Genomic DNA, 22,449 nt, shown 5'->3' on the forward strand with positions numbered 1-22,449 from the left:
CCAGTCAGCTGGGCACTAGCGTGCCGATGGAGCGCTTTTCGACGTAAAAGCCGTAGAGCGTGGTGAGGATGCTCACTCCTATGATGGATTTCAGCCAAAACGACCAAGCAGTCCAAGCCAGACTAGCGATGTGATTGGCCGTATGAGGGCCTGCTAGACCTGCGCCGATAAGGTCCAGCAGAAAGTTGGTCAATCCCCATCCGATGGCCAGAGCAACAATGCTGCCAGACTTTCCGCTGGTTAGCGCCCAGGCCTCGCTTACCTTGAGGCGCTGTTTCAATGCACTGGCAGGCAATATCAACCCGACGCGAAAAAATATAAGCAATCCGATAGTCCAAATCATTGCGGTGATGACAAGCAAGAGTGGCGCAGTTGCCCCGCTTGCAATCACAAATCCCACCGGTACCATCATCACGACCATGGCAAGCCAGCCGATTAGGCCAACGATGACGCCAGCGATGAAATAGGCAAGGACGCGCTCGCCTGAAAAATTGGGCACCAAACCTGACGGAGCCTCATTAAGCAGCACATATCGGTGCCAGGCGACGGCGAACCACAAAAATGTCGCCGTTGAAATGACGATAAAAACGAAGCCGGGCAGCAGCCATATCCCTTGCGCGAATATAAACCCCAGAGCGGCAAGCCCTGTGATCGCTTGAACGGCAAGAAGTACACCCCCCACCCGCAGCGCCATGCCGAAATCTGTGAAAACGAGCTTCACTGAGTGAATGAAAAGCTTAAGGCCGACCAAAATTGCCCCCGGTCTGGCGTTGAACAACAGTCGTGAAGAAAAGCCCGCGGTCGTGCGCTGGCTATTTCGTCAATCAGTGCTAGGCGCAATGTTCGGGCGACGCAATATTCATTCGCGCGGGCGTCAATGGATTTCCCGCTAAAGTCTTTGCGGTCAGGATTTTGCGCGCAACATCCGCTTCAGGCTATCGTTCTTGAAATAGAAATGTTCGGCGAGGGCGCCGATCACATGCAGCCCCACCAGCACATAGATCAGCGTCGAGATCGTGCCGTGGAAATCGGCCGCTTCTTCGACGCCGCGGAACCAGGCGACGGCGCCACTGATCGGCATGATCAGGATGATGGCGTAGAGCGCCCAGTGGGTCGCGAGGCCGAGCCAGACAAGGGCTGCTGGCTTGTCGTGATGAGGGGCCGGCGCGCCGCGCGTGACGCGGATCAGCAGCCGCGCGATCGCGAGGACGAGGATGGTGATGCCGATGATGACATGGACTTGCGCGCCCGAGGCATCGGCCGGGGCGGCCACGGTGCCATCGATGCCGGCATCGAACGCCGCTTCTATGCCGGGATGGATGAAGAGCTGGTAGATCACCAGCGCCGCGATGATCCAGTGCAAGGCGATCTGAAGTCTCGAATAGCCCAAGCGTCTGGCCATGACGATCGTACTCCCGTTGACCCGGTCAATAGGGTGGCAGTGGCGCAAGGCGCCTGCAAGGTGATAAATGGACTGAAGATACTCACGCCTTGCGGGCCGAAGGCCAGCCATAGAGGGACCCATGACCAGCCTCATCATTCTCGCACTTGTCGTCGCGGCGGCAGTCTATGCCGTCTATGTCTACAACGATCTCGTGCGCAAGCGGCAGCTCTCGCGCGAGGGCTGGTCGGGCATCGACGTGCAGCTCAAGCGCCGCACCGACCTCATCCCCAACCTCATGGAAACCGTGCGCGGCTATATGGGCCATGAGCGCCAGACGCTCGAGGCGGTGGTCGAGGCGCGCGCCAAGGCAACGAGCGCCGCGTCGTCCGGTCCCGAAGCGCGGGCGCGGGCCGAAGGCGAGCTCTCGGCGGCGCTGGGGCGGCTTTTGGCGATCGCCGAAGCCTATCCCGACCTCAAGGCCAACACGACCTTCCTCGAATTCCAGAGCGCCCTGCGCAGCGTGGAAGACGAGATCCAGATGTCCCGCCGCTACTATAACGGCACGGTGCGCGACCTGAACGTGGCAGTGGAATCCTTCCCCTCCAACGTCGTCGCCAATGTCTTCAAGTTCGACAAGGCCGAGTATTTCGAGCTCGACAACGAAGCCGAGCGCGCCGTTCCGCAGGTGAAGTTCTGACCTTGCGCGGCTTTGTGCACGAAGGGGCTCGGTTGCGGGGGACGACGGCGATCCTTACGAGGGCCCTTCTGGGCGTGGTGCTGGCGCTGCTGCTCGCCCTTCCGGCCGAGGCGCAGACCGAACAGATCACGGCGTTTTCGTCCGATGTGACGCTGAGCCGCGATGGCACGGTGTCGGTGATCGAGACCATCGACGTGGTGGCGGGCGGGGACGAGATCCGGCGCGGCATCTATCGCGACATCCCCATCACGCTCGCAAATGACGATGGCACGCGTCAACGCTCGGACCTGACGGTGACTTCGGTACGCCGCAACGGGCAGGCAGAGCCCTTTTCGGTGGAGCGGCTCGACAGCGATTTCCAGCGCATCCGCATCGGTTCGGCCGATGCGCTCTTGCCGCGCGGGCCGCAGCGCTACGAGATCCGCTATGAAATGACCCGCATGGCGCGGCGCTTTGCCGACCATGACGAATTATACTGGAACGCCACGGGCAATTACTGGGTGTTTCCAATAGCCAGTGCCGTAGCGCGGCTGCACCTGCCCGAGGGCGCGGTGATCGCGCGCAGCATCGGCTATACCGGGCCGCCCGGATCGCAGGAGCAGGCGGTTACCATTACGCAGCCCGAGCCTGGCGTGGCGATCTTCCGCGCGCAGCGCGGGCTGGGGCCGGGCGAGGGCATGAGCGTGGCGGTGAGCTTCCAGAAGGGCATCCTCACCGAGCCCGAGGGGGCGACGGCGGCCTATTACTGGCTGTCGGACCGGCGCGACCTGATCTTGCCGCTTGCGGCGGTGATCCTGGTGCTGGGCTACAACCTTCTCGCTTGGGGCGCGGTGGGGCGCGATCCGAAAAAGGGAACCATCATCCCGCTCTTTCACCCGCCTAAGGGCTATTCGCCGGCGCTGGTGCATTACATCGCCAATTGGGGCTGGGCCAAAAGCGGGTGGACGGCGTTCACCGCCGCGATCTTCAATCTTGGCGTCAAGGGTCTGGTGTCGATCGACAATTCCGGCAAGGCGATGGTCATCCGCCATCTCGGCAAGGCGCCGTCCGAGGCGTTGCCGCCCGGCGAGGCGGTGATCGATGACCTCCTAGCGCGGCGCGGTACCATCACCGTCGACAAGACGGATGGTCCCGAACTGGGCAAGACACGCAGCGAATTCCTGCGCCGCATCGAGGCGGAGAACCGGCAGGTCTATTTCCGCAACAACAGCATCTATGTGGTGATCGGGGTGATGATCTCGATTGCGGCGCTGGCGCTGATGCTGTGGCTGGGCGTGCTCGAGCCTGAATTCATGTTCCTCGCCATCGCGGCGGGTGTCGGGATCGGTGTGCTGGCGGGGTTGCTGCGCGCGTTCTGGAGCGGCAATGGCGTGGTGCGCATCATCGTCATCGCCTGGCTCGCCATCGCGGGTGGCAATGTCCTGGGATCGGTCTCGGGGATTTTCGCCGGGCTGCGCATCGATCCGCCGCTGGTGGCGGCGGCCAGCATCGTAATCATCAATGTCGCCTTCGCGGTGCTGATGCGGGCCCCGACCGTTCAGGGCCGCAAGCGCATGGACGAGATCGAGGGGCTCAAGATGTATCTCGAGACGGCCGAGAAGAACCGTCTCAACATGCGCGACGAGCCGCCGCTGACGGTCGAGCGCTTCGAGCGGCTCCTGCCTTATGCTATCGCGCTGGGCGTGGAAAAGCCGTGGTCGCAGCATTTCGAGGCGGCGCTGGCGCGCAACGAAATCCGCGACGTGACGCCGGGCTATGCGCCGGCCTGGTATCGCGGGGACAGTTTCGGTGCGAGCTCGTCCGGGTTTTCGACCGCCATGTCATCGATGGCCGCCGGCATGAGCGCCGCGATGATCTCGGCGCAACCGGCCTCGTCATCGGGCTCGGGCTTTTCGGGCGGAGGCGGGGGCGGCTCGGGCGGCGGTGGTGGCGGGGGCGGCGGGGGCGGCTGGTAAAGCCGCCGCCCGGTCAGGCCCCTGTGCTGGCGGGCCTGCCGCGCTTGTGCGGCAAGCCCCTCGCGGCAGCGTCAGGGCTTGGTCAGGCCTTGGCGGCCAGCGCGATGGCGTCGAGGATGACGCGACGGGCCTCGGCGAGGTTGCCGATCTTTTCGATGCGGGCCCACTTGCCGGGCTCCAGATCCTTGTAGTGGGTGAAGAAGTGCTTCACGCGCTCGAGCTGGATGGGCTGGATATCCTCGATATCCTTGATGTGCTCATACATGTGGGTGAGCTTGGAGACCGGCACGGCAAGGATCTTCTCGTCCTTGCCGCCATCGTCTTCCATCATCAGCACGCCGAAGGGGCGGCAGCGTACCACGGCGCCCGGCACCAGCGGGCGGGTGTTCATCACGATGACGTCGAGCGGATCGCCATCCCCGCACAGGGTATGGGGCACGAAGCCGTAATTGCCCGGATAGCGCATGGGCGTATAGAGGAAGCGATCGACGAACAGCGCGCCGGAGGCCTTGTCGATCTCGTATTTGATCGGCTCGCCGCCCAAGGGCACTTCGATGATGACGTTGAGGTCGTCGGGCGGGTTCTTGCCGATGGGAATGGCGTCGATGTTCATGGCGCTTCCGGACGTTAGAGGCGGTAAAGGTGGCCGGGTTCTGCCTAGGATGGGCCGCAAAAGCAAGCCATATTGGCGCACTGCCACCCATGCACAGGATGGAGAGCCCCGTGCCCTACGCAACAAAATCCGCCATCGCCGGCCTGTTTGCAGCCCTTGTCGCCGGGGTATCGGCCACGCCGGCCCAGGCGGCCTTCGAGAGCGCCTATACCGATATCGATCTCGACCAGTGCCTCTTGCTCGATGCCGATGATTTCGGCGCCAGCTGGGCCTGCCCGGGCTATCGTGGCTATCCGCTGATGATCACCGAGGGCGATCTGCGCTTTTCGCTGATCTACGGGTTTGGTGCCCGCAGCGGGGACGGGCAGACCCTGCCGCCCTTCAACCGGCTCGGCGAAAGGCTCGAATGGCGCCTGTCCAACGCCATGGGGCGCTGGCTGCCGGTGGCCACCATCGTGCGCTATCATACCGCAGATGGCGAGACCGGCGAGGATAGCGGGCAGGTGCTGGTGGTGACCCAGCTGGTGGAGGGCAATACCTGCCACATCGCCTATATCGATGCGCGCGCCAACACCAATGCCAATGCGCTGGCGCGGGAAGCGGCAGACGCATCGGGCGATTTCGACTGCGCCTCCGACGAGGTGGAGATCATCGGGCGGTTCGAGGCCTGGTAGTGGGGGCGGCCGGCAGAGTGAGCCGTGCGCGGGTGCCGCCGCCTTCGGCCCGTTCGAGCCGCACCGACCCGCCATAAAGGGTCGCGAGATCCGAAACGATGGCGAGCCCGAGGCCGGAACCCGGGCGGGTCTCGTCGAAGCGCTGGCCGCGCTCAGTGGCGCGCAGCGCCTCGGCGGGCGCAAGGCCCGGACCGTCATCGACGACGACCACTTCAAGCATCGCCTCGTCGGCCCGCGCGGCGCTGATGGTGATGCGCTGCACGCCCCATTTGCAGGCGTTGTCGATGAGATTGCCCAGCATCTCGTCGAGATCCTGCCGCTCGCCGGCAAAGGCGAGGTCGGGCTCGACGGTCAGCTCGAGCGCGAGCCGGCGATCGGCATGGATGCCGCGAAACACCGGCAGCAGCCCTGAAAGCGCCAGTTCGAGATCGGCGCGCGACCCCGTGCCGCCCTCCGCCGCGGCGCTGCGCGCCCGGGCCAGATGATGCACGACCAGCCGGTTCATGGTCTCGGTCGCCTCGGGAATGCCGGCGACCGGCAGGCTGCCGCCGCGCGCCTTTTCGAGCGCGCTGGTGATGACGGCGAGCGGCGTCTTCAATCCATGCGCGAGGTTGCCGACATGGGTGCGGGCCCGCGCCAGCGTGGTGCGGCTGGTTTCGAGCAGGCGGTTGATCTCGTCGACCAGCGGGGCGATCTCGGCATGGCGGGCGGGCGGCAGGGTCTCGATCTCGCCGGCGCCAATGCGGGCCAGTTCCGCGCGCAGCTGGCGCAGCGGCTTTAGACCGATACGGACCTGGATGACGATGGCGAGGGTGAGGCCCAGTCCGAGCAGAACGAGCGAAATGACCAGCGGAGTGAGGATGCCGGCCAGCCGCGTCTCGATCTCGGCCTGGGGCAAAGCGGCGGTGATGACGAGGCGCTGCGCGCTGCCCGGCACGCTGAAGCCGCGGGTGGCAAGCCGCAGGGCTTCGCCGCGCGGGCCCAGGCCCGCTGCGCGGCCGATGGTTTCGCCCGCCGGGATGGGTGGGGCAACAAGATCGGAGGTCCAGAGCGAGCCCGAGCGGATGAGCGTGCCTCCGGCATCGCCGACCTGCCAGTACCAGCCCGAATAGGGCTGTTCGAAGCGCGGATCGGCGACGGCGGCATCGAGGCTCAGGCGCCCGGTATCCCCATCATAGGCGGTGCTGGCCATGACCGCGACCATCGCCGCATCGAGGCTTGCATCATAGGTCTCCTCGACGAATTGGCGCAGCAGCCCCGAAATCAGGATGCCGGCCAGCGCGAGCGCCACGATGCTCGCGCCGATGGCGAGCAGCGCCAGCCGCAGCGCGAGCGAGGCGCGTCTCACGCATCGGCCCCCGGCTCGGGCACGAGGCGATAGCCCTGGCCACGGATGGTCTCGATATGGCTGCGCCCGATCTTGCGGCGCAGCCGGCCGATGATGACTTCAAGGGAATTGAAGTCGCGCTCGGTGTCACGCTCGTAAAGATGCTCGGACAGTTCGGTGCGCGAAACGACGCGGCCGGTGTGGTGGATGAGATAGGCCAGCAGCCGCTGCTCGAAGGCGGTTAGGCGGATCGGCAGCCCATCGAGGGTGATGAGGCCCATCTGGGTATCGAGCGACAGCGGCCCGCAGTCGAGCACGGTCGTGGCATGGCCGGCGGCGCGGCGGATGAGCGAGCGCAAGCGGATGATGACTTCCTCGGTGCGGAAGGGCTTGGTGAGATAGTCGTCGGCCCCGGCACGGAAGCCGCGCACCTTCTCTGACCATTCCTCGCGCGCCGTGAGGATGAGCACCGGCATGGCGCGCTTGGCGCGGCGCCAGCCTTCGAGCACCGAAATGCCATCGAGCCCAGGCAGGCCCAGATCGAGCACCACCGCGTCATAGGTTTCGGTCTGCCCGAGGAATTCGCCTTCGGTGCCGTCGGCTGCCCCATCGGCGGCAAAGCCTGCGGCACGCAGATCATCCAGCAGCGCCTCGCGGAGGCGGGCATCGTCTTCGACGACCAGAATGCGCATGAACCGATGCCCCTTTAGAAGCCGTTGGCGCGGCGGCGGGCGGCAACGAGGCCGCGCCCGTCGACCTCGAGGATGTCGCCGTTTTCGGCATCCACCCTGATGGCGAGGATGTCCCCCGCCGGGGTGAGGAGGCGGAAGGCATAGACCGAGCCGGTCATCTCCTCGGGGCGGGCGGGCACGAGTTCGGCCCCGATCACCTGGCCCGAGAAGCGGGCGGTGGCGGCGGCGATGGCCTCGATGATGGTGATGCCCGTGCCTTGCGCGCGGGCAGGCGTCGAGAGCCCGAGGAGGCCGGGGGCAAGCAGCAGCAGGGCCAGGGCGATGGTGCGCAGCGTCTTTGTCATGACATCCCTTAACCCGATGAAGCTGAACCGAAATTGAACCGGGCCGTTTCGGGTGGGTTCAAACCGCCTCATATAGGGTCACCGGCATCTGCAAAGGAGATCGACATGACCAAGAAGACATTCATCAGTGCCGCCCTCATTGCCGCGCTCGTGCTCCCCGCCGGTATCGCCATCGCTCAGCCCGCTGCGCCGGTGCCCCCCGCAGCCACCCGCCCGGCCTTCGATGCCGATGCGGCGCGCGCGCTGCTCGAAGGGTTCGGGCTGACCGACATCCGGCTCGATGACGATGATGACGGGCATTTCGAATTCGATGCGCGCACGGCCGAAGGCTATCAGGTCGAGATCGAGATCGGGCGCGATGGCGAGATCCGCAAGATCGACCTCGACGATGATGACGACGATCGTGGCAGCGCCTCGCTGATCGCGGCGCTGCCGGCGGGGGTGCGCGAGGCGCTCTCGACGCGCGGCGTCGTGGCGCTGCGCGACTATGAGCGCAAGCCGCGCCATTTCGAGATCGAGGGCGTGACCGGCGAGGGCCGCGAGATCGAGATCGAATTGCGCAACGACAACCGCGTCGGAGCGGTGAGTGTGTCCGATCCGCGCGGCGCCCAGCAGCCGGCCTTCGATGAAGCCGCCTTCACCGCCGCCGTGGTCGCGGCCGGCTACCAGGTCTCGAGCGTGTCGCAGCGGCCGCGCCATGTCGAGGTCGATGCGGTCAATCCCGAGGGCGAGCCAGTGCGGCTGCATGCCGATTTCGACGGCACGGTCTACAAGGAGACGCTGGTGCGTGGCGCGGGCGGGCGCTCGTGACCCCGGAGGCCAGCGAGAGCCGCATCGCCCGGATCGAGGCGATGCAGTCCGACATGGTGCAGCGGCTGGGGCGGCTCGAAGCGCAGGAGCGCGCCGCTCCTCGGCCGGGGCCAACTCCGCGCGGCATCAACTGGGCGATGGTGGGCCTCGGGGTCCTGGGGCTCATCGTGCTCTTCTGGGTGGTGGACGAACTGCCCGGACCGCCCTTCTGGCATCGCCTGTTCTGAGTAGCCGTTTGGCGCGCGATGCCGGAGCGCCCCGGGGGTTCGAGCCCCGGGGCGGCTTTTGTTGCGAACTGTATCAGGCGCGCGCCATCTGGTTGCGCAGCACCGTGCGCTGGCGGGCCGAGACGCCGATGAGTTCGGCGATGCGCCAGACCATGTTGTCCTCGAGCTCGTGGTTCCGGCCATCGGCGAACACCACCTGCCACATCATGCGCACGATCTCGACGCGCTCCTCTTCGTCGAGCTGGGTCAGGGCCGAAGTGAATTTGTAGAAATCCACCGCTTCGGCATCGTGCTTGAGCGCCTCGCGCATCAGCTTTTCGACATCGGGCTCGGCGAGCCCATAGTGATCCTGCAGGGCCCCGCGCACGGCGCGGCGCTCTTCCTCGCCCATCGTGCCATCGACCGCAGCCAGATGAACGAGCAGCGCCGCCACGGCCAGCCTGGGCTGGTGGGAAAGGGTCTCCACCTGCGGCCCGGAAAAGATGCGGCTCAGGGCTTCAAACATGCGGGCGATCTCCGTGCGTATACCGATGACAGGTAAGGCCTCGATGGTGCGAGGGAAAGCGTGCGGTGGCAAGGCTCACGATCATGTCAGGCCGACACCTGCGGATCGAGTGCGTCGATGCGCGTCGCGAGCCCGATATCCTTGTCGGTGACGCCGCCGGCGTCATGGGTGCTGAGGCGGATCGAGACGCGGTTGTAGACATTGGACCAGTCCGGATGGTGGCCCGACTTTTCGGCGATCAGCGCCACCCGGGTCATGAAGGCGAAGGCTGCGCCGAAATCCTCGAAGCGGAAATCCTTGCCGATGGCGTTCGCCGCGGCGTCATAGCTCCAGCCGTCAAGGCCTTCTAGGGCTTCGCTGCGCTGGTCGTCAGAAAGTGTGTCGGGCATATTTTTTGCTCCTGCCTGATGCGCCCGCCGCAAGCGACAGCGCGCGGACAATCTTGAATTCGCCTGCCGCCATCACTGGTTAAGCGGGTTTTGACGTCAACGCATGCCAACGCCGATCATTGCATCTAAAGCCCTCACTTTTAAGCGATTTTAACCCGGAAGCGGGCATATGGGGCGGCATCGGAGACGCTGTTGCTGCACTCGGCGCGCAAATCAATGCCGGCGATCGACTACGTGTCGATCGTCAAGTCGGTCTACAAGGACCGACGCTCCCTGGTATCGGGCGGTATCGCCACGGTGCTGGGCGTGAGTGCCTGCGCGATCAAGACGGGCTCGCTGGTGCTCTATGCGCATGCGGTGCTGTTCGTCGTCGTCACCGTTTTGCGCTACATCGATTTTTCTCAGTTCCGCAAGGTGCAACTGGGTCCGACCGATGTCGAGACCGCCGCCGTATGGGAGTTGCGCGCCACCTTCTGGGCAGGCGCGGTGGCCTTCGCCTATGGCAGCTGGTGCTTTTCGAGCATGGTGCTGGTGGGCGACCCGGTGGTCGAGCTCCTCGCCTTCGTGACCACCACGGCCGCCATGGTCGGGGTGGTGACGCGCAATTTCGGCCTCGACCGCATGCTGACGCTGCAGCTGATCATCGCGATCACGCTGATGAGCTCGGGCCTCGTGCTCAAGTTCAACGTCTATTATTTCGTGCTGCTCACCATGCTGCTGCCGATGCTCATCTCGATGCGGTTCCTCGCCGCCGACGTGCGCAACGTGCTGCTCTCGGCGGTGCATGGACGGGTGGAGGCCAACCGTCTGGCCGGGCAGCTCGATACCGCGCTCGAAACCATGCATCACGGGCTCTGCATGCTCGATCAGGACGGGCTCATCACCGTGGTCAACGACCGGGCCGAGATGGTTTTTGCCGGTTTCGTGGCCGGCAACTGGAAGGGCAGGCCCTTCGCGGCGCTGATCGCAGCGGCCGCCGCACGCGGAACCGTGCCGCAGCGGGCCGCCGAAAAGCTGCTCGATACCGTGGCCCAGCACGGGGTGGGCAAGGTCATCCTCAGGCTCGCCAATTCGGAATATTGCGAGGTCACCGTCTCCTCGCGCGCCGATCGCACGGTGCTGCTGTTCGAGGACATTACCGACCGCGTGAAGGCCGAAGAGCGCATCAATTACATGGCCCATTACGATGCGCTGACCGGGCTGCTCAATCGCGGCTTCTTCTCCGAGCAGGTCAATGCCGATCTCGACCGGTTGCGCGGCCTGCCGCCGGGCAACGCGGCCATGCTGATCATTGTCGATGTCGACGACTTCAAGCATGTCAACGACACACACGGCCATATGGTAGGCGACCGGCTGCTGGTCGATACCGCCGAGCGGCTCAAGCGCGTGCTGGGACGTGGCACGATGATCGCGCGGCTCGGCGGCGACGAATTCGTGGTCTATCGCAGCGGGCCGGCGGGCGCCGACAATCCCGAGGCCATCGCCGCCCAGCTCATCGAGACTTTCCAGGAGCCGTTCCTCATCATGGGGGAGCGGCTTGCGGTCAATATCAGCGCGGGGCTCGTGGTGCAGACGGACCTCGACGGCGAGGATCTCGATACCTTCATGGTCAAGGCGGACCTCGCGCTCTACAAGGCCAAGGCCAATGGCAAGGCACAGGCCCAGCTCTTCCACGAGCAGATGGATACCGACTACCGCTATCGCCAGCGGCTCAAGGCGGATCTGGCGGTCTGCGTTGCGGCCAACGGGCTGACGCTGGTCTACCAGCCGATCATCGATCTGCGGACGCGGCGGGTGGTGTGCTGCGAGGCGCTGGCGCGCTGGAACCATCCCGAATTCGGCGCTATCCCGCCCTCGGTGTTCATTCCCATCGCCGAAGAGACCGGGCTTATTTCCGACATCACGCGCTTCGTGCTCGCCTCGGCGGTCGCCGAATGCCGGAACTGGCCCGACGACATCGCGGTGTCGGTCAACATCTCGGCGCGCGATTTCCGCCATACCGACGTCAAGGGCATGGTGGAGGCGACGCTGCGCGACTCCGGCCTGCCGGCGCATCGGCTCGAAATCGAGGTCACCGAAACCGCGCTCATCGAGGAGCGTGACGCGGCCACCAAGATTCTTTCGGCCTTGCAGGCGCAGGGCATCGGCATCGCGCTCGACGATTTCGGCACGGGCTATTCCTCGCTCTCCTATCTCCAGGCGCTGCCCTTCACCAAGCTCAAGGTGGACCGCAGCTTCGTGGTCGATGTGGTGCACAATCCGCGCGCCCTGAAGCTGCTCAAGAACGTGGTGCAGCTGGGCAAGGATATCGACCTCAAGGTCACAGCCGAAGGGGTGGAGACCGAGGAGCAGCTGGCGGTGCTCGCGGCGCACACCAAGGTCGACCACATCCAGGGCTATCTCTTCGGCATCCCCCTGCCGCGCCGCGACGTGGCTGAACTGATCGACCGGCTGGCCGGCGTCTCCTATCGCGCCCAGCAACCTCGCAAACTGGTTAACCAGCCCTAAACGCCCGCAGCATCTGCGGGTTTTGTCCTTTCCGAGCAGCCATCCGGCATGCGGATGGATACAAATTGATTAAAAACCCTTCCAAAGATGCCTAACGGATCGTTAAGGTCTGCGTGGTTGGTTGGGGTTGTGCTGATGAGTATCGCGTCCCAGGAAGCGGGTCAGGCTTCGCGTTTCGCCCTCGGGCTGGTCGATATGCTCGACCGGGTCGAATATCGACGGGTTTCTCCCGAGCAGCAGCTCGATCCCATCTATCGCCTGCGCTACGAAGCGTATCGGCGCGAGGAGTTCATCCAGCCCAACGCGCAGGGCATCGTGCGCGACGAGTTCGACGAACTGCCCAACGCCTATGCTTATGGCGTCTATCTTGACGGGCAACTCGTGAGTTCGGTGCGCTTCCACTACATGACGCAGGATTTCCGCACCGCGCCGAGCCATTCGGTGTTTACCGACGTGCTCGATCCGCTGCTCGACGATGGCGCGACCTTCATCGATCCGGGCCGCTTCACCGCCGACCACGAGGCGAGCCTCGCCTTCCCGGCGCTGCCCTTCCTGACGCTGCGCGTGGTGGTGATGGCGACCGTGCATTGGGGGGTGGACTACTGCCTCTCCTCGGTGCGGCCCGAACACGTGGCGTTCTATCGCCGGGTGTTCAACTCCAAGAAGCTCTCGGCCGAGCGCTACTATCACGGGTTGAGCTTTCCCATGGTGCTCTATGCCTCGCATGTGCCGAGCACCATCGGGGGGCTGTGCGAGCGCTACCCGTTCTTCAAATCCACCGAGATGGAACGCCAGCTGATGTTCGGGCCCAAGGCCTCGACCGGCATGATCCTGCCCACGGCGCGAATGGCGCATATGCTATCGCAAAGGCATCAGGCGCTGGCCTGCTGAAGTCCGCCCGCAGGTGACGTCGTCGGCACGCGGTTGACGCCACCGCCGCCTGTGCTAGCCTTGAAATCGATTTCAGGTTTCGGGGGCAAGCATGGGCGGTTCGGGCGATGTGCGGGGCAGGGTGCTGCGCGGGACGTTTTTCCATGCGCCCAGTCCGGATGGCTTCGAATGCTGCGCTGATGCGATGCTGGTGATCGACGCGGCCGGGGCAATTGCAGACGTGCTGCGGGCCGGCAGCGGCGAGCACGCAGCGCTGGCAGCGGACGAGAGCGGGCAGGTGATGAGGCTGCCCGAGGGCAGCGTGATGCTGCCCGGTTTCGTCGATTGTCATGTCCATGCCCCGCAATTTCCGCAACTGGGGCTGGCGCTCGACGTGCCGCTCGAAACCTGGCTGATGCGCTACACCTTTCCGCTCGAGGCGCGTTATGCCGACCTCGATTTCGCCGCCCGCGCCTATGGCCAGCTGGTCGATGACCTGCTGGCCGGCGGCACCACGACGGCGCTCTATTTTGCCACCGTGCATGTGCCGGCGACGCGGCTCCTCGCCGATCTCTGCATAAAAAAGGGCCAGCGGGCGCTGATCGGCAAGGTGGCGATGGACCTCGACACCTGCCCGGACTTCTATCGCGATGCCGATGCCGACGAAGCGGTGGCGGGCACGCGCGCCATCATCGACCATATTCGCGCCCATGCAGGCAATAGCGAGGGCAGGGTGCTGCCGGTGGTGACGCCGCGCTTCATTCCTGCCTGCACCGATGAAGCACTCGAAGGGCTCGGGCAACTCGCGGCGGAGACGGGCGCGCATGTGCAGACCCATTGCTCGGAGAGCGACTGGGCGCATGGCTATGTGCGCGAGCGGCACGGGATGAGCGATGCCGAAAGCCTCGATCGCTTCGGGCTCGTGGGCCGGCGCAGCATCGTCGCGCATGCCAATTTCCTCTCGGGCAGCGACATGGACCTGCTGGTCCAACGCGGGGCGGGAGTTGCCCATTGCGCCCATTCCAACGCCTATTTCGCCAATGCGGTGTTTCCGCTGCGCCGGGCGCTCGAAAAGGGCCTGCACGTGGGGCTGGGCACCGACATTTCGGGCGGGCCTTCGGCTTCGATGCTCGACGCGCAGCGCATGACGGTCGCCGCCTCGCGCATGCTCGAGGATGGCGTCGACGCCGGACTGCCGGCCGGCGAACGCGGTTGCAGGGACAGCCGCGTCGACATGGTGACGGCCTTTCACCTCGCGACGGCTGGCGGGGCCGAGGCGCTCGACCTGCCGGTGGGGAGCTTCGAGATCGGCCGGAAATTCGATGCCATCGCCATCGATACCGAGGCGGCCGAAGGCACGATCCGGCTCTTTGACGGGAGCGCGCCGTCCGATGTGCTGGCGGGGGTGCTCTATCAGGCTTCGCGCGCCAATATCGCCCATGTCTGGGTCGATGGCCGGCTGGTGCGCAGCCACAGGGATGCCGCGCCCCGCTCTAAGCCGGGCTTGCGGGCGGGCGCGTTTGCGGCCATCTAGCGGCCATGCGCCACGCCTTTGCCGACACATTGCCCATCGATGCCGTTCTGCCCGAGCTCGCGGCCGCGCTTGCAGGCGCGGGGCAGGCGGTGCTGGTGGCCCCGCCGGGCGCGGGCAAGACGACGCGCGTGCCGCTCGCTTTGCTCGATGCGCCGTGGCGCGGCGATGGCCGCATCATCATGATGGAGCCGCGCCGGCTCGCCGCCCGCGCCGCCGCGACCCGCATGGCGGGTACGCTGGGGCAGGCGGTGGGCGAGACGGTGGGCTATCGCGTGCGGCTCGAGGCGAAGGTATCGGCGCGCACGCGGATCGAGGTGGTGACCGAGGGCGTCTTCACCCGCATGATCCTGGCCGATCCCGAGCTTGCGGGCGTTGCGGCGGTGATCTTCGATGAATTCCACGAGCGCAGCCTCGATGCCGATCTGGGCCTGGCGCTGGCGCGGGACGCACGCGAATTGCGGCCCGACCTGCGGCTGGTGGTGATGTCGGCAACTCTCGATGGGGCGCGGGTTTCGGCGCTTCTCGCCGATGCGCCGGTGATCGTCAGCGAGGGGCGGGCCTTTCCGGTCGAAACGCGGTACCTTTCGCGCGACCCCGACCTGCGCATCGAGGATGCGGTGGCCGGTGCGGTGCGGCTGGCGCTGGGTGCTGGCCCGGGCAACTGCCTTGCCTTTTTGCCCGGCGAGGCGGAAATCCGCCGCACGGCCGAGCGGCTGACGGGCACGCTGCCGGCGGGCGTCGAGCTCTTGCCGCTCTACGGGCAGTTGCCGCCGGCCGAGCAGGACCGCGCGCTGCGCCCGCCGCCGGACGGCATGCGGCGCGTGGTGCTGGCGACCGCGATCGCAGAGACCTCGCTGACCCTGCCCGACATCCGCATCGTGGTCGATGGCGGGCTGCGGCGCGCCCCGGCCTATGAACCGGCCACGGGCATGAGCCGGCTCGTGACGCGGCCGGTGTCCCGCGCGGCGGCGGACCAGCGGCGCGGCCGCGCCGGACGCACGGCGCCGGGGCTCTGTTTCCGGCTGTGGCATCAGGGGCAGGAGGCGGCGCTTGATGCCTATGATCGGCCCGAAATGCTCGAAGCCGATCTGTCGGGCCTCGTGCTCGACCTGGCGCTGTGGGGGGTAAGCGACCCCGGCCAGCTCGGCTTTCTCGATCCGCCTCCGGCACCGGCCTGGGCCGAGGCGGTGGACCTCCTGCAACGGCTCGACGCGCTCGATGCGAAAGGGCGGATCACCCCGGCCGGCCGCGATCTCCAGAAACTGCCGCTGCACCCGCGGCTGGCCCATATGGTGATGGCGTCGGGCCCCGAAGGGGCGGCGGATGCGGCAGCGCAGCTGGCGGTGCTGCTGGGCGAGCGGGGGCTGGGCGGGGATGGCGTCGATCTTGGCCATCGGCTCGACCGCATGCGCGGCGAACGCGGCCAGCGGGCGGATGCGGCGCGGGGCATGGCAGCGCGCTGGGCGCGCCTGGCGGGCACTGCCAAAGAGAGCGGCAGCGCTTTGGCCGGGCGGCTGCTGGCGCGGGCCTATCCCGACCGTGTGGCGCAGAATGTCGATGGGCGCGGGCGCTTCCGCCTCGCCAATGGCCGGCAGGCGAGCCTTGACCCCGCCGAGGCGCTGGCACGGGCGCCGTTTCTGGTGGTCGCCGATCTCTCGGGCGCGGCCGGCGATGCGCGCATCCGGTCGGCGGCGGCGCTGTCGCGCGAGGACATCGAGCAGCTCTTTAGCCATCGCATCGTCGATGAGACGGTGCTGAGCTTTGATGCCGGCGCAGCGGCAGTGCGGGCGCGCCGGCAGGTTCGGCTCGATGCGCTCAAGCTCGCGGACCAGCCGGTGGCGGTTGAGGATATCGCGGGCGCCGCGACGCTTCTGGCCGAGGGCATCGCCCGGCTCGGCATCGACCGGCTGCCCTGGACGCGCGACCAGCTTGCACTGCGGGCGCGGATCGGCTTTCTGCGCGTAACGCTGGGCGAGGACTGGCCTGATCTCTCCGATGACGCGCTCGAAAAAACCGCTGCCGAGTGGCTGGCGCCGTTCATCGCCGGCCGGCTGTCGCTTGGCGAGATCACCGCCGCCGATCTGGGCAATGCGCTCGATGGGCTCGTGCCCTATGGCATGCGCCAGGAGATGGAGGGGCTGCTGCCTAGCCATTACGATGCCCCCTCGGGTTCGCGCCTGCCTATCGAGTATGGCGGGGAGAACGGCCCGACGCTCTCGATCCGCGTGCAGGAGCTGTTCGGGCTCGACAGGCATCCGGCCATCGCGAGGGGCAAGGTAAAGCTGCTCCTGGTGCTGCTGTCTCCGGCGCAGCGACCGATCCAGACGACGCGCGACCTGCCCGGCTTCTGGCGCGGCTCGTGGCGCGACGTGGTCAAGGACCTCAAGGGCCGCTATCCGCGCCATCCCTGGCCCGACGATCCGCTCGTTGCGCCACCCACCGCCCGCGCCAAGCCCAGAGGCACGTGATGACTGAGGCCATGCCGCCGCTCGGCGCGATGCCCGAAAGCTTCGACTATCATCCCCCCACCGAGCCGTGGCTCAGCATCATTCATCTCGATGATGACCTCGTGGTGCTCGACAAGCCCTCGGGCCTGCTCTCGGTGCCCGGGCGTGATCCGGCATTGTCCGACAGCCTCGCCAAACGCGTGCAGGCGCGGTTTCCCGGTTCGGCGGTGACGCACCGGCTCGACAAGGACACCTCGGGGGTCCTGGTGATGGCCCGCAACAAGCGCGCGCTCGCCCATGTGGGGCAGGAATTCGAGCAGCGCCGCGCCCGCAAGGCCTATGTCGCCCGCGTCTGGGGCGATGTTGCGGGCGAAAGCGGGGAAATCGACCTGCCGCTCGCCACCGACTGGGAGAACAAGCCGCGCCAGCGCGTCGACCATGAGGCTGGCCGCGCGAGCCGCACCCGCTGGCAGGTGATCGGGCGCGAGGCGGGCGTGACGCGGCTGCAGCTCGAACCGCTGACCGGCCGCACCCACCAGCTGCGCGTGCATCTGCGCGCTATCGGCCACCCGATCCTGGGCGATGTGTTCTACGCCACGGGCGAAGCGCTCGCCGCCGCCGACCGATTGCAGCTGCACGCCCACTGGCTCGAATTCGCCCATCCGGGCGACGGCCATGTGGTGCGTTACGAGGCTCCCCTGCCGTTTTAGGGCGGCGGTGGCGTGCGCGAACCTCGCCCATCGAGACGCCCCTGTCGGGGCTCCTCAGGGTGAGGGTCTCATGAGTTTTGGACCGACCTCATGGTGAGGAGCCCCGCAGGGGCGTCTCGAACCACGAGGGCGGGTAGCGCGGAGTTGGCGACATCCCCACCTGGTCGTTCCTGCGGAAGCAGGGACCTCTGTTCACCGGGCCGCATCGCAAACAGAGGTCCCTGCTTTTGCAGGGACGACGTTGGGGGCAGGGATGGGGCCCGAACCTCGCCCTTCGAGACGCCCCTATCGGGGCTCCTCAGGGTGAGGTTCTCGTGATTTCAGCATGAGGTTCTCATGAGTTTTGGACCGACCTCATGGTGAGGAGCCCCGCAGGGGCGTCTCGAACCACGAGGGCGGGTAGCGCGGATGGGGGTGGCGGTGAGCCTGCCCGAACCCCGCCCTCAATCGCCGAGGATCTGCGACACCGCCGTTTCCAGCTCGGTGATCTTTTCGGGTTCGAGTTCGGGCGGGGCGAAGCGGGATTCGATGAGCGACAGGGCCTCGGAAAGCGAGCTGACCCGGGCCGAGCGCAGTTGCGCCAGCGCCGAGAGCATGGCGCTGCCGTCGCAATGGGTGGGATCGTAGAGCCAGGCGGCGGCTGTGGCGGCGGGTGAGCCCGGCCCGATGCCGCAGCGGCGCTCGGGCGGGGAATCGCGCCAGAACAGCGTCAAGATATCGGTGAGGGCCGAGGCATCATTCGCGAAATAGGAATGGGCCAGCATGTCCTCGCCCAGAGTGGACATATCGATGCTGTCGACCCAGGCAGGAATGGGCGTGCCCGGCCCGCCCTCGCCGGCGCGCGGGGCATCGCCATGCAGCTTGCGCGAGGCCATCAGCGCCCAGTCCTTCTGCGAGGTATAGAGCGTCATCCGCCGCACGGCGGGCCTGATGGTCTCGGCCATCTCGGCAAAGAGCCCGGCATCGACATCGGGCGCCGTGAACAGCACCTGGTCGAACGCCGGGGGCTTGTCCGCATTGCGCAGCGCGAACAGCTCGAGCGCCTCCACCAGCGCGCGATTGCCCATGGAATGGGCGATGAGGTGGATGCGGGTGGCCCCGGTATCGGCCACCACCTGATCGAGGAAGCCCGAGAGCCGCCGTGCCGAGAGCTGCACAACCGCCGCATCGGCGAGATAGGCAAACAGCGAGCCCTGCGAAGGCCAGGAATAGAGGATCGGCAGCCCCTCGAAATTCATGTCATAGGCCATCTGCGCGGTGCGGCGGGCCGCATCGGCGAAGGTGACGTTGAAGCCATGCACGAAGACGAAAGCCTCGTTGCTGCCGGTGATCTCGAGGTGGTTCTGCATCTGCGCGAACATGTCGGCGGATACAGCCGGGGTCACCGATTTCAGCACCACATGGCGCGTGAGGTCTTCGGCCTCGAAGGTCCAGACCGTGGGCGCTTCGAGCGCGCCGGGCTTGTGCACCAGCGGGATCGAGACATCGGCCCAGCCATAATCGAGCTCACCGCGCTCGGACCCGTAGATCTCGCTGGGGCGCTCGCTGTCCGTGCGGGCGCGATCGGTGGCGTAAAAGATGCGCACCAGCGAATGCGCCGGCCGAGCATCGGCGGGCGCAGTGGCATCGCCGAGACTGGCTGAAAACGGCGTCAGTGCTTCGATCTCGGCGCGATAGCGCAGCCGCAAGCGGGGCTGGGCGATGGCCTCGATGCGCTCGGCGAGTGCGGCATGAAGCGGGATGGCATCGAGCGCGAGCCCACGCATCAGGTCAGTGCGGATGGCATCGGAATGGGCCGCGATCGCGGCAGCCGTGTCGCCGGCGCGCCAGAAGGCATCGCCCGCTGCCTCCAGCGCGGCTGCCCGCTCGGGCGACTGCGGGCCCAGGCGTTCGGCGCGCTGGGCGGCAATTTCGAGCCAGAGCCGGGCCGCCTCCGCGTGGTTTTCAAGCCGGGCCTCGAACGCGGCCCGCGCGACGAGAATATCGTCACGATCCTCAGCGCGCGTCGTGGCGGAAAGAGCGGTGTCGAAGGCCGTCCGCGCCGCCATCTCGTCGCTGCCGGCGATGGTTTCCACGAGGCTAGCGGCATCGGCGGCATCAAGGCCCTGCGCCGCGGCGCTGCCGGCAGCCAGGCTTGCGCTCAATAGAGCGGCGAGCAAAACAAGCACAGCGGATCGCAGTCTCATTTCACCTCACGGACATGGGGACCGGCTAGCGGCTCGACCCGGCGGACTATACCCCAATCGACGCCCCAGGCCAGTGCCACCTTGGGTTGACGACGTCGGCAGCGCGGCACGCTGATGCTAAAGGGTGTGGACAAGAGGCTAGAGAGACTGTGGGCCTCTGAGTGCGCGTGCGCAGGCGAATGCCCGCCATGATGGCGCGGGCGCCAGCGGGCAAAGTGCGGGATCTTCGTACGCGTGCGCAGGAAAATGCCGACCCCGCCATCGTCAGGCGAGCCTCAGATATCAATGGCTCCCTAAAACGGCGCAGGGCGCAAGGCTTCATGTTTTTGCGGGTTCGGAAAGTGAACCGCTATTGGCTGCGTCTGAACGCTCCGACGCCCCAACCCGCTCCCCGCGATGGCGATGTCATGCCTCCGTGCAAAGAGGGTAAGCCGCGTCAGCCTGCGGGTGGTGCGCCGGGAATTGACGGGCTGGCGCACCTGTGCAGGGTTCACGGTTTTCCGGTTGCGCAAACGCCTCTTGTCGAGTAGTTTCCGCCCGTTCGCGGGTCCCCCCGCCACCGGCCTGCACCCGTAGCTCAGCTGGATAGAGCGCTGCCCTCCGAAGGCAGAGGTCACAAGTTCGAATCTTGTCGGGTGCGCCAAGACTTGCATCGGTTGTTGAGCCGATGGGCAGGTTCGGATTTTGAATGCTTTTCGTGCACCCGAGTTAACGCCAAGCGCGCAAGGGTGCCTTGGCAGATTGGTGTTTTGCCTACACCCATGCGCGTCTCTGGGCGGGGCGCCCTATACGCTAGAGCAATGGATCGCACCGAACTGCTGCGGCGGCTCTATCTCGAACTCCACTGAGGCGGAAGGGATAGGACCCAGGCAACGATCGAGCCGCCGCGTTACCCGCCCTGGACGGAGCGGCGATAGGCGGCGGGCGTGGTCTCGAAATGTTTCTGGAAAATCCGCGTCAGATGCTCCTGATGCGTGAAGCCGCAATCGAGGGCGATCTCGGCGATCGGCTTCCTCGTCTTGGCGAGCAGGTGACGGGCGCGCCTGATGCGGACGCCGATCAGGTAGCGGTGCGGGGGCAAGCCCGTCTCGGCTGAAAAGATCCGCGCCAGATGGCTCTGGCTCCGGCACGCGGCCGCTGCGATCTCCGCCAGCCCGATGGATCGATCGGCATGGGCCTCGATGAAATCGATGGCGCGCACCACCTCGGGCGACAGGATGCGGCCGGTCGGCGTGGTCCGCCAATGCGGCTTGATGCCGAGATGGACCGCCATGATGTGCGAGGCGATGCAGCGCGCCAGATGGTCGGTGAAGAGCGGCTCCGCATCGCCTGACAGCATGGCGCCCAACCCGGCCATGCAGAGCGCGGTCAGCATGGGCTCGGCCTCGATCAGCCTGCCTTCGAACGGCACCTTGGATGGATCCTTGTCCGTCACCTCCATCGCGACGTCGTTCCAGATCGCCTGCCTTATATAGAGGTGGATCGTATCGGCAGTCTGGCAGAGCTCGGCGTCGAAGGGCGCGTCGGGCGCGACCAGCCGTACCGACCCGGCCGGGGCGTAGACCTGCCGGGAGCGGCTGAGGTCCATGTAGCCAACGATTTCGTCGCGATGAAAGACGACCAGAGGGTCACGCGCGGTGAACGAGCCGCGGAAGGGCCGCTCGGTCTGCGATGACATGTAGAGCGAGCGCCACCCGAGCCCGTCGCTGCTCCTCCTGTTGCTGACGCCCGCAAGCGCCAGCATGCCATGCGTCTCCGACACCCCGAAGGGGCGCATCGACATCCTCCACTGCGTGACCATGGTCTTTTCGATCTTTCTGGGCCAGCACCCAACTCTACCCGATTGCGGGCCTTGAGCAAGATGGCGCGCCGCCTGCGACATCCGCAGGGTTGGCGCCTGCCGCAGTCGTTCCAGCGGCAATCGGAGCGGGGTCGTGCCGAGGCGCGCGCGGTGCAGAAACCCGCCTGCTTTGGGCAGGCTCGCCACAGCGGGCCGGCGCTAGCGTCAAGGCTTTAGAGGACCAGCCATGACTGCCAAAGCAAGCCTTAGAGATCATCCGGCACCGGCAGCGTCGGGGGCCGAGCCCAGCCGCCGTGCCTGCCTCGCCACGATCCTGCGGATGGCCGGGCTCAGGGCGACGCGGCAAAGGATGGATCTGGCCGACCGGCTGGTTGGTCGCGACCGGCATGTGACGGCCGAGACCCTCTATCTCGAAGCCTCTGCTGCTGGAGAGGACCTGTCGCTTGCGACCGTCTACAACACCCTGCGGCAGTTCCAGGGCGCGGGGCTCGTCCGCGAGATCGCCGTGGAGGGCCTGCGCAGCGTCTTTGATACCGACACCTCACGGCACCACCACTTCTATTTCGCCGACGAGGACAGGATCATCGATATTCCGCCCGGTCACCTGCTCGTGCCCGATCTGCCCGAGGGGCCCGAGGGCTATGAGGTCGACCGCCTCGACATCATCGTCCGGCTGCGCCGCCCGTCGCGATAGAGCCTTTTCACCGGGTCCCTAAAACGGCAAAGCGCTTGAGGTCTTCTTGTCTTGCCGTTCCGCGCGGCGAACCGGTGTCCGC

At 66.4% G+C, this 22,449-nt stretch carries 21 protein-coding genes and 1 tRNA gene; 12 read left to right on the forward strand and 10 right to left on the reverse strand.

Features of this window, described 5'->3' with window-relative positions; genetic code table 11:
- Positions 1-4: 4 nt before the first annotated feature.
- On the reverse strand, positions 5-694 hold the full coding sequence (locus BT183_RS19805) for a hypothetical protein (protein WP_143145921.1): 690 nt from the start codon (positions 692-694) through the stop codon (positions 5-7).
- Positions 695-904: 210 nt separating this feature from the next.
- The gene (locus tag BT183_RS19810; RefSeq protein ID WP_072346834.1) at positions 905-1,402 is read right to left on the reverse strand and encodes a cytochrome b; all 498 of its coding nucleotides are present in this window, start codon (positions 1,400-1,402) and stop codon (positions 905-907) included.
- Positions 1,403-1,523: 121 nt separating this feature from the next.
- On the opposite strand from BT183_RS19810, the gene BT183_RS19815 reads away from it, so the two are divergent.
- Positions 1,524-2,081, forward strand: coding sequence for a LemA family protein (locus BT183_RS19815; protein WP_072346836.1), 558 nt, complete (start codon positions 1,524-1,526; stop codon positions 2,079-2,081).
- Between the two features lie 32 nt (positions 2,082-2,113).
- Positions 2,114-4,036 (forward strand): DUF2207 domain-containing protein, encoded by a 1,923-nt coding sequence (locus tag BT183_RS20890; protein ID WP_177282659.1) that lies wholly within the window; start codon positions 2,114-2,116, stop codon positions 4,034-4,036.
- Positions 4,037-4,118: 82 nt separating this feature from the next.
- Here BT183_RS20890 and ppa read toward each other — a convergent pair whose 3' ends face one another.
- Positions 4,119-4,649 carry an inorganic diphosphatase gene (gene ppa, locus BT183_RS19825; RefSeq protein ID WP_072346838.1) on the reverse strand — a complete coding sequence of 177 codons (531 nt, stop codon included), beginning with the start codon at positions 4,647-4,649 and terminating at the stop codon, positions 4,119-4,121.
- Between the two features lie 110 nt (positions 4,650-4,759).
- On the opposite strand from ppa, the gene BT183_RS19830 reads away from it, so the two are divergent.
- Positions 4,760-5,323: a hypothetical protein gene (locus tag BT183_RS19830; RefSeq protein ID WP_210185508.1), complete on the forward strand. Its 564-nt coding sequence runs from the start codon at positions 4,760-4,762 to the stop codon at positions 5,321-5,323.
- On the opposite strand, the gene BT183_RS19835 is transcribed toward BT183_RS19830, so the two are convergent.
- The 3 genes from BT183_RS19835 to BT183_RS19845 are packed head-to-tail and all read right to left on the reverse strand — an operon-like array spanning position 5,298 to position 7,686.
- Positions 5,298-6,671: a sensor histidine kinase gene (locus BT183_RS19835; RefSeq protein WP_072346842.1), complete on the reverse strand. Its 1,374-nt coding sequence runs from the start codon at positions 6,669-6,671 to the stop codon at positions 5,298-5,300. The two genes, BT183_RS19830 and BT183_RS19835, sit on opposite strands and share 26 nt — an antisense overlap.
- Positions 6,668-7,342 (reverse strand): response regulator, encoded by a 675-nt coding sequence (locus BT183_RS19840; RefSeq protein ID WP_072346844.1) that lies wholly within the window; start codon positions 7,340-7,342, stop codon positions 6,668-6,670. The genes BT183_RS19835 and BT183_RS19840 overlap by 4 nt, the downstream gene beginning before the upstream one ends.
- 14 nt (positions 7,343-7,356) lie before the next feature.
- A complete protein-coding gene (locus BT183_RS19845; RefSeq protein ID WP_072346846.1) occupies positions 7,357-7,686 on the reverse strand; it encodes a PepSY domain-containing protein in 330 nt (109 codons plus the stop codon).
- Positions 7,687-7,791: 105 nt separating this feature from the next.
- Between BT183_RS19845 and BT183_RS19850 the strand changes: the two genes are divergently transcribed.
- Positions 7,792-8,496, forward strand: a complete 705-nt coding sequence (locus tag BT183_RS19850; protein ID WP_072346848.1) for a PepSY domain-containing protein — start codon at positions 7,792-7,794, stop codon at positions 8,494-8,496.
- Complete coding sequence (locus tag BT183_RS19855) at positions 8,493-8,723, forward strand: hypothetical protein (protein ID WP_072346850.1); 231 nt, start codon at positions 8,493-8,495, stop codon at positions 8,721-8,723. The genes BT183_RS19850 and BT183_RS19855 overlap by 4 nt, the downstream gene beginning before the upstream one ends.
- Before the next feature lie 73 nt (positions 8,724-8,796).
- Here BT183_RS19855 and BT183_RS19860 read toward each other — a convergent pair whose 3' ends face one another.
- Both BT183_RS19860 and BT183_RS19865 read right to left on the reverse strand, forming a co-directional pair.
- Positions 8,797-9,228, reverse strand: coding sequence for a tellurite resistance TerB family protein (locus BT183_RS19860; RefSeq protein ID WP_072346852.1), 432 nt, complete (start codon positions 9,226-9,228; stop codon positions 8,797-8,799).
- Between the two features lie 86 nt (positions 9,229-9,314).
- Positions 9,315-9,617, reverse strand: coding sequence for a 4a-hydroxytetrahydrobiopterin dehydratase (locus BT183_RS19865; RefSeq protein ID WP_072346854.1), 303 nt, complete (start codon positions 9,615-9,617; stop codon positions 9,315-9,317).
- Positions 9,618-9,833: 216 nt separating this feature from the next.
- Between BT183_RS19865 and BT183_RS19870 the strand changes: the two genes are divergently transcribed.
- The 5 genes from BT183_RS19870 to BT183_RS19890 all read left to right on the forward strand — a co-directional run bounded on the left by BT183_RS19870 (position 9,834) and on the right by BT183_RS19890 (position 17,686).
- Entirely contained in the window at positions 9,834-12,125 is a 2,292-nt protein-coding gene (locus BT183_RS19870; protein ID WP_072346856.1) for a putative bifunctional diguanylate cyclase/phosphodiesterase, read from the forward strand.
- A gap of 135 nt (positions 12,126-12,260) precedes the next feature.
- On the forward strand, positions 12,261-13,016 hold the full coding sequence (locus tag BT183_RS19875) for an N-acyl amino acid synthase FeeM domain-containing protein (protein ID WP_072346858.1): 756 nt from the start codon (positions 12,261-12,263) through the stop codon (positions 13,014-13,016).
- 91 nt (positions 13,017-13,107) lie between these two features.
- Positions 13,108-14,529, forward strand: a complete 1,422-nt coding sequence (guaD, locus tag BT183_RS19880; protein WP_072346860.1) for a guanine deaminase — start codon at positions 13,108-13,110, stop codon at positions 14,527-14,529.
- Between the two features lie 5 nt (positions 14,530-14,534).
- Positions 14,535-16,997 carry an ATP-dependent helicase HrpB gene (gene hrpB / locus BT183_RS19885; protein ID WP_072346862.1) on the forward strand — a complete coding sequence of 821 codons (2,463 nt, stop codon included), beginning with the start codon at positions 14,535-14,537 and terminating at the stop codon, positions 16,995-16,997.
- The gene (locus BT183_RS19890) at positions 16,997-17,686 is read left to right on the forward strand and encodes a pseudouridine synthase (protein ID WP_244545402.1); all 690 of its coding nucleotides are present in this window, start codon (positions 16,997-16,999) and stop codon (positions 17,684-17,686) included. Before hrpB ends, BT183_RS19890 begins: the two co-directional genes overlap by 1 nt.
- A 443-nt stretch (positions 17,687-18,129) precedes the next feature.
- Here the strand turns inward: BT183_RS19890 and BT183_RS19895 are convergent, their stop codons facing one another.
- The gene (locus tag BT183_RS19895) at positions 18,130-19,872 is read right to left on the reverse strand and encodes an alpha/beta hydrolase (RefSeq protein WP_084603720.1); all 1,743 of its coding nucleotides are present in this window, start codon (positions 19,870-19,872) and stop codon (positions 18,130-18,132) included.
- A gap of 566 nt (positions 19,873-20,438) precedes the next feature.
- Here BT183_RS19895 and BT183_RS19900 point away from each other — a divergent pair.
- Positions 20,439-20,515: transfer RNA gene (locus tag BT183_RS19900), tRNA-Arg, on the forward strand.
- 246 nt (positions 20,516-20,761) lie between these two features.
- Here the strand turns inward: BT183_RS19900 and BT183_RS19905 are convergent.
- Positions 20,762-21,649, reverse strand: coding sequence for a helix-turn-helix domain-containing protein (locus BT183_RS19905; RefSeq protein ID WP_072346998.1), 888 nt, complete (start codon positions 21,647-21,649; stop codon positions 20,762-20,764).
- A 250-nt stretch (positions 21,650-21,899) separates the two neighbouring features.
- Here BT183_RS19905 and irrA point away from each other — a divergent pair, with 250 nt between their 5' ends.
- Entirely contained in the window at positions 21,900-22,367 is a 468-nt protein-coding gene (irrA, locus tag BT183_RS19910; protein WP_084603722.1) for an iron response transcriptional regulator IrrA, read from the forward strand.
- Positions 22,368-22,449 lie beyond the last annotated feature (82 nt).

It is taken from the genome of Devosia enhydra (assembly GCF_900119845.1).
Classification (GTDB): Bacteria; Pseudomonadota; Alphaproteobacteria; order Rhizobiales; family Devosiaceae; genus FPKU01.